Genomic DNA, 6,190 nt, shown 5'->3' with positions numbered 1-6,190 from the left:
CAGGCTTAGTTTTGCGGTGCTTAGTTTTGCGTGCTTAGTTTTGCGTAACGGCTGCTTCGCGGGAAATTAACAGCCTCAACTCCAACCTGAAAACTCAAAACCCAAAACTTTCGCCTGCCTCTCTCCTCTCTCCTCTCTGCTCACTACTCTTTAACCAATGGGACGATTATGACACTGTGCTAGGGACCCAACTCAAGCGATTCTTGGGCAAAGATGCGATGTGACTCTCTAGATGTGACTCTCTAGGGGAGACGCTCTGCAAAGGTACCGAGACCTTTCTCGCGATAGAGGCTGACGATCTTGTCTACAACGGCTTCAATGCTGAGATCGTCGGTGATCACTTCGATCGCGTCGGCGGCTTGGGTCAGGGGGGCAAGGGTGCGGGTGCTGTCGAGGTGATCCCGCTGGGCGATCGCCTGTTCGAGTTCAGCTTGGGAAAGCTGGGCTTGGCCTTGACTAAGCAATTCCTGGTAACGGCGGCGTGCCCGCTCCTGGACGGAGGCGGTGAGGAAGATTTTTAACTCGGCCTGGGGAAAGACGTAGGTGCCCATATCCCGGCCTTCGGCGACGATCCCCCCCTGTTCGGCATAGCGTTGTTGCTGCTGGACGAGAAAGCGACGCACGGCAGGTTGGGCGGCGATCGCCGAGACGTGGGCCGTCACCGCTAAGCTACGGATGGCCTGGGTCACATCTTCACCGTTAATCATCACCGTCAGTGGCCCGGTCGGCCCCCTGCCCAGCTTTTCAATCGGGTGGGCCGGGACCAATTCAATCACACACTGGCTCACGGCTTCGGCGATCGCGGCCTCATCATCCAGCGCTATCCCCGCTTGCAGCACTAACCAGGTCACCGCCCGGTACATGGCCCCCGTATCCAAATACATCAGGCCCAAACGATCGGCCACCTGCCGCGTCACCGTGGATTTCCCAGCCCCCGCCGGTCCATCGATCGCCACGATCGGTTTCCGGGCATAGAGCAATTGATTATCAATCAGGCGGGTAGTCCCTAGATAGGCGGCGACCCCCAGGAGACCCTGGGTTGTGACCTCAGTCAGGGGAGTGAGGGTTTGGGGATGAACGAGTTCGGCGTATTCCAAACGGAGATCAGGTACGGTACTCATGGTTTGCTTAACGGTGTGGATCAGGGGGGCAGCTTGGCGTTCGCCGGCGCGAAATTGGGTCACGGCGGCTTGCAGGCTGCGGTAGAGTCCGGTGGCGTGTTCCCGTTCTGCCGGGGTGAGGTACTGGTTGCGGGAACTGTAGGCCAGTCCCGATGCTTCGCGCACGATCGGACATCCCACAATATCAACGGGAATATTTAAGTCGGCCACTAATCGCCGGATAATCGCCAACTGTTGGGCATCCTTTTGGCCGAAATAGGCGCGATCGGGCTGCACCAGTTGTAAAAGTTTGGTGACGATCGTCGCTACGCCCTCAAAGTGACCGGGACGGTGGGGACCACACAGCACCGCCAACATAGCAGGTGGCGGCACGACCTGGGTGTAAGCGCTGCGATCGCGGGCGGCGACACCCAGCAATTCCGAGGGAGAGGGGGCAAAGATCACATCAACCCCCAGTGTTTCGCACAACTGCTGATCGGCCTCTAGGGTTTGGGGATAGCGATCGAGATCTTCCTGGGGACCAAACTGCAAGGGGTTGACAAAAATACTGACCACTACCAGCCCATTCTCGCGACGGGCTTGGGCGATCAAACTCTGGTGTCCCGCGTGGAGTGCCCCCATCGTTGGGACTAGGCCAACTTGGGGGTCATCGGGGTGCAATGCCTTTGGCGCATCAGGCCCTGGCGCAACCAGGGAGAACAGCTTCCCGGCCCGGTATTGGTCCAAATAGCACCGCAGGGCGGCGATCGTGGTAAATAGACGCACGGATTTTCCTAACTCCCCGATTATGTAGTCTACAGGTCCCACTACCAGTACCCTAGATCAAGACTGGAGATTCAGACTAGCGACTGAGGTTGAGGTTAAGGCATGGCATCCATCCGCGAACTGCATCAACAATTGATCACCAAAGAACGATCCGCCGTTGAGATCGCCCAGGACTATCTGGCGCGGATGGAACGCCTGGAACCCCAGCTACACGCCTTTCTGCAAGTAACCCGCGATCGCGCCCTAGAACAGGCCCAACGGGTGGATGCCCAAATTGCCGCTGGTGAAGAAATGGGTCTACTGGCGGGGATTCCGATCGGGATCAAGGACAATCTGTGTACCCTGGGGATTCGTACCACCTGCGGCTCTAAGATTCTGGAGAATTTTGTGCCCCCCTACGAGTCTACGGTAACCTCGCGTTTGGCAGCAGCAGGGGCGGTGATGGTGGGGAAAACGAATCTCGATGAGTTTGCAATGGGAAGTTCTACCGAGAACTCGGCCTACCAACTCACTGCCAACCCCTGGGATATAACCCGTGTACCGGGGGGATCATCGGGGGGATCGGCGGCGGCGGTGGCTGCTGGGGAATGCCCGATCGCCCTGGGGTCCGATACGGGGGGATCAATTCGCCAACCGGCCTCCTTCTGTGGCGTGGTGGGGCTGAAACCGACCTATGGGTTGGTATCCCGCTATGGGTTAGTCGCCTATGCCTCGTCGTTGGATCAGATTGGTCCCTTTGGGCGATCGGTGGAAGATACGGCAATTCTGTTGCAGGCGATCGCGGGTCATGATCCGAAGGATTCCACCAGCCTAAACATTCCCATCCCTGACTACACCCAGTTCCTCACCACCCACCTCACGGGTAAGAAAATCGGCGTGATCCGGGAAACCTTCGGCGAAGGGCTAGACCCGGTTGTGGGGGATGCCGTTCAGGCAGCCTTGCAGACCTTGGAAAAATTGGGAGCCACCGTCCAGGAAATCTCCTGCCCCCGCTTCCGCTATGGCTTACCCACCTACTACATCATTGCTCCGTCCGAGGCATCGGCGAACCTGGCCCGCTACGACGGCGTGAAATATGGCTACCGCACGGCGGACGCGGAGAATTTGCTGGAAATGTATATGAAAACCCGTGCCGAAGGCTTTGGGGCGGAGGTGAAACGTCGGATCATGATCGGCACCTATGCCCTGTCGGCGGGCTACTACGATGCCTATTACCTGAAAGCCCAAAAGGTGCGGACCCTGATCAAGCAGGATTTTGAGCAAGCATTTGGCCAAGTGGATGTGCTGGTCTGCCCCACGGCACCCACGACGGCCTTTAAGGCGGGGGAGAAAACCAATGATCCCCTCAGCATGTACCTATCGGATTTGATGACGATTCCCGTTAACCTGGCTGGGCTGCCGGGGATGAGCTTGCCCTGTGGGTTTGACGATCAGGGGTTACCGATCGGGTTACAAATCGTGGCCAATGTGCTACGGGAGGATCAAATCTTTGCCGTGGCCTCAGCCTATGAAAACGCGACCGAGTGGCACTTACGCACCCCGGCATTGGACTAAAACGGGCATTCTGTCGGCGGGAGATCTTGTCAAGGGTACCTAACCATCAGACACTAAACATAGCTGTGACCGATGAGGTAAGGCGTGAAGAGAGTACTGGGAATCATTCTGGGCGGCGGCGCAGGGACCCGCCTTTATCCCTTAACCAAACTCCGGGCAAAACCCGCTGTGCCCCTGGCAGGGAAATATCGTTTAATTGATATTCCAGTTAGTAACTGCATTAATTCCGATATCCTGAAAATCTATGTCCTGACGCAATTTAATTCGGCATCGCTCAATCGTCACCTGGCCCGTGCCTATAACTTTGCGGGCTTCCAAGAGGGGTTTGTTGAAGTCCTAGCGGCGCAGCAAACCACGGAGAATCCCGGTTGGTTCCAGGGCACTGCCGATGCGGTGCGTCAGTATCTCTGGCTCTTCAATGAATGGGATGTGGATGAATACCTGATTCTGTCGGGAGATCATCTCTACCGCATGGACTACCGCCACTTTATTGAGCGTCACCGGGAAACCAAGGCCGATATCACCCTGTCGGTGGTGCCGATCGATGAACGGCGGGCCTCGGATTTTGGCCTGATGAAAATTGATGCCAATGGTCGTGTAGTTGACTTTAGCGAGAAACCGAAAGGGGAAGCGCTGAAGCAAATGCAGGTGGATACCACTGTTTTAGGGCTAACGTCTGAGCAGGCACGGCAGCAACCCTACATTGCGTCGATGGGGATTTATGTCTTCAACAAGGACGTTATGAACGACCTGCTGAAGCGCTATCCCGATCAAACGGATTTTGGTAAGGAGATTATCCCCGCCTCGTCGGACACGTACAATTTACAAGCCTATTTGTTTAATGGCTATTGGGAAGATATTGGGACGATCGCGGCCTTCTATGAGGCAAATTTGGCCCTGACCCAACAGCCCCAACCGCCCTTTAGCTTCTACGATGAAAATGCGCCGATCTACACGCGATCGCGCTTCCTGCCACCGAGCAAGTTGTTAAACTGCCAGGTCACGGAGTCGATTATTAGTGAGGGCTGTATCCTCAAGAATTGCCAGATCAGCCATTCGGTCCTGGGGGTGCGATCGCGGGTAGATGCCGACTGTGTGGTTGAAGATGCCCTGCTCCTAGGGGCCGACTTCTACGAGCACTATGCGGAACGGCAACGCAGCTTGGCTGAACGACGGGTTCCGATCGGCATTGGCGCGGGTAGTGTGGTGCGGCGGGCGATCGTGGATAAGAATGCCCGCATTGGCAGCAATGTTCGCATTATCAATAAGGACCACATTGAAGAGGCCGATCGAGAGGAATTGGGCTTTATTATCCGCAGTGGCATTATTGTCATCCTGAAGAATGCCGAAATTCCTGACGGGACAGTGATTTAAATTAACTGTCTGGAGACAGCCGAGACGGTAATTCTGTAAGGTTTGTAGTGCGTGGCTTTAGCCTGTAACGACTGAAGTCGTTACTACGAACGTTGCGCAACTTGATGTTTACGGTACTAGCTCCCCTGGGTTTCCCTGGGGAGTTTTTGCTTTAAACCCAGGTAGGGCAGACTGAAGGCAGGCGATTAGCGGCAATTTGCGATGACCCTGACGACTTAGAAACTCACCCTGGCCGGAATACCTCGCCTACTATGACGGTACCGACAATCGCTATGAACGGGTGGCAGGTGAATTAAAATTCACAACAACCGTAGATTTGGTCGATCAATGTGTCACGATCTGTGTACTTGAGGAAGGCAGTTATACGGACTTTATCTTCATGGGCGATACCACGATCGCAGCTCCCATCTTCCCCAATCTACAACTTACAGCAGCCCAAATTCTCGCAGGTCAGTGTTAAGAAATGAATTTTAGTAAGCTAATGACCAGCCCTTAAAATTTGCCCAGCGGTTAGCTGTAAATCTGGATAAAGGGGAGACACCATTCCCTCATCACCCCGGAAAACCTGATCTTCGTATAACCCATCGACCCATCGCAGAAGGGTGACCTTAGCCGCGATCGGATCAATAATCCAATATTCAGGAATATTACGACCCGCATACTCAGTCCGTTTATGGCGGTAATCCCGATTTTCCTGACCCGGACTCACAACTTCAACCACTAACAAGGGTGGGGGCATATCATGGGTAATCGGGGATTGTTTTCGACCCTCTAGGGCAGCGACAGTTGCCTCGGACAGCACCATTAAATTGGGTTCGCGGACAGTTGCTCTTGAGCCACTCACGGCAATCTGAGTTTTGATAGCAATCTGCTCTTCAGGAATGCCTAATTTGAGCAATTGGGTTAGCAGGAAGATAGCAATTTTAATATTCAGGCGGCTCTCCGGTGGCATAGGCACCCGTTTTCCATTGACCAGTTCATAGCGGGTATCGGTGCCATCGTCATAGTTGAGATATTCCTCAAGGGTCATGGGTGTTGTCGCGATCGTCATAGGCAGGCCACACCAATGGGAATACCCTGATCATAACAGCGTCATGTTTGGGATAGGATGAATTGCAGCTTGAGTACCGATTCCAGATTTGACAGTCTGTATGCATGATGGCAGTATCGCGACCCTGGCGGAAGTTCTTGCCCACTATGCCGCCGGGGGACGTACCCTTCATCGCGGCGACTATGCTGGCGTGGGTCGGGACAGTCCCCTGAAAAGTTCATTTGTACAAGGCTTTACCTTAAGCACAACCGGACAAGTAGAGCATACTGAAGGTACGCAAATGACCTTCCTGGCTGGCATTAAACCCTAGGGAAATTTCTCGCCG

At 54.7% G+C, this 6,190-nt stretch carries 6 protein-coding genes; 4 read left to right on the top strand and 2 right to left on the bottom strand.

Translation table 11 applies throughout. From position 1 onward, the window contains the following. Window positions 1-242: 242 nt before the first annotated feature. Complete coding sequence (locus ACWIUF_RS03280; protein ID WP_448570784.1) at window positions 243-1,886, bottom strand: bifunctional pantoate--beta-alanine ligase/(d)CMP kinase; 1,644 nt, start codon at window positions 1,884-1,886, stop codon at window positions 243-245. 102 nt (window positions 1,887-1,988) lie between these two features. On the opposite strand from ACWIUF_RS03280, the gene gatA reads away from it, so the two are divergent. The 3 genes from gatA (at window position 1,989) to ACWIUF_RS03265 (ending at window position 5,274) form a co-directional block, all read left to right on the top strand. Then, window positions 1,989-3,440, top strand: a complete 1,452-nt coding sequence (gatA, locus tag ACWIUF_RS03275; RefSeq protein ID WP_448570783.1) for an Asp-tRNA(Asn)/Glu-tRNA(Gln) amidotransferase subunit GatA — start codon at window positions 1,989-1,991, stop codon at window positions 3,438-3,440. 84 nt (window positions 3,441-3,524) lie between these two features. Beyond that, the gene (locus ACWIUF_RS03270; RefSeq protein ID WP_448570782.1) at window positions 3,525-4,814 is read left to right on the top strand and encodes a glucose-1-phosphate adenylyltransferase; all 1,290 of its coding nucleotides are present in this window, start codon (window positions 3,525-3,527) and stop codon (window positions 4,812-4,814) included. Between the two features lie 280 nt (window positions 4,815-5,094). Then, a complete protein-coding gene (locus tag ACWIUF_RS03265) occupies window positions 5,095-5,274 on the top strand; it encodes a hypothetical protein (protein WP_448570781.1) in 180 nt (59 codons plus the stop codon). An 18-nt stretch (window positions 5,275-5,292) separates the two neighbouring features. Here the strand turns inward: ACWIUF_RS03265 and ACWIUF_RS03260 are convergent, their stop codons facing one another. Next, window positions 5,293-5,865 (bottom strand): Uma2 family endonuclease, encoded by a 573-nt coding sequence (locus ACWIUF_RS03260; protein ID WP_448570779.1) that lies wholly within the window; start codon window positions 5,863-5,865, stop codon window positions 5,293-5,295. Window positions 5,866-5,965: 100 nt separating this feature from the next. On the opposite strand from ACWIUF_RS03260, the gene ACWIUF_RS03255 reads away from it, so the two are divergent. After that, the gene (locus ACWIUF_RS03255; protein WP_448570778.1) at window positions 5,966-6,175 is read left to right on the top strand and encodes a hypothetical protein; all 210 of its coding nucleotides are present in this window, start codon (window positions 5,966-5,968) and stop codon (window positions 6,173-6,175) included. The last annotated feature ends 15 nt before the right edge of the window (window positions 6,176-6,190 follow it).

The organism is Trichothermofontia sp. (assembly GCF_053493415.1).
This window is presented reverse-complemented; position numbering and strand designations above follow the sequence as displayed.

Excerpts from the sequence above, each read along its gene's own strand:
- ACWIUF_RS03255 (WP_448570778.1), top strand. The coding sequence starts at position 5,966 with ATGCATGATGGCAGTATCGCGACCCTGGCGGAAGTTCTTGCCCACTAT.
- ACWIUF_RS03260 (WP_448570779.1), bottom strand. The coding sequence starts at position 5,865 with ATGACGATCGCGACAACACCCATGACCCTTGAGGAATATCTCAACTAT.
- gatA (WP_448570783.1), top strand. The coding sequence starts at position 1,989 with ATGGCATCCATCCGCGAACTGCATCAACAATTGATCACCAAAGAACGA.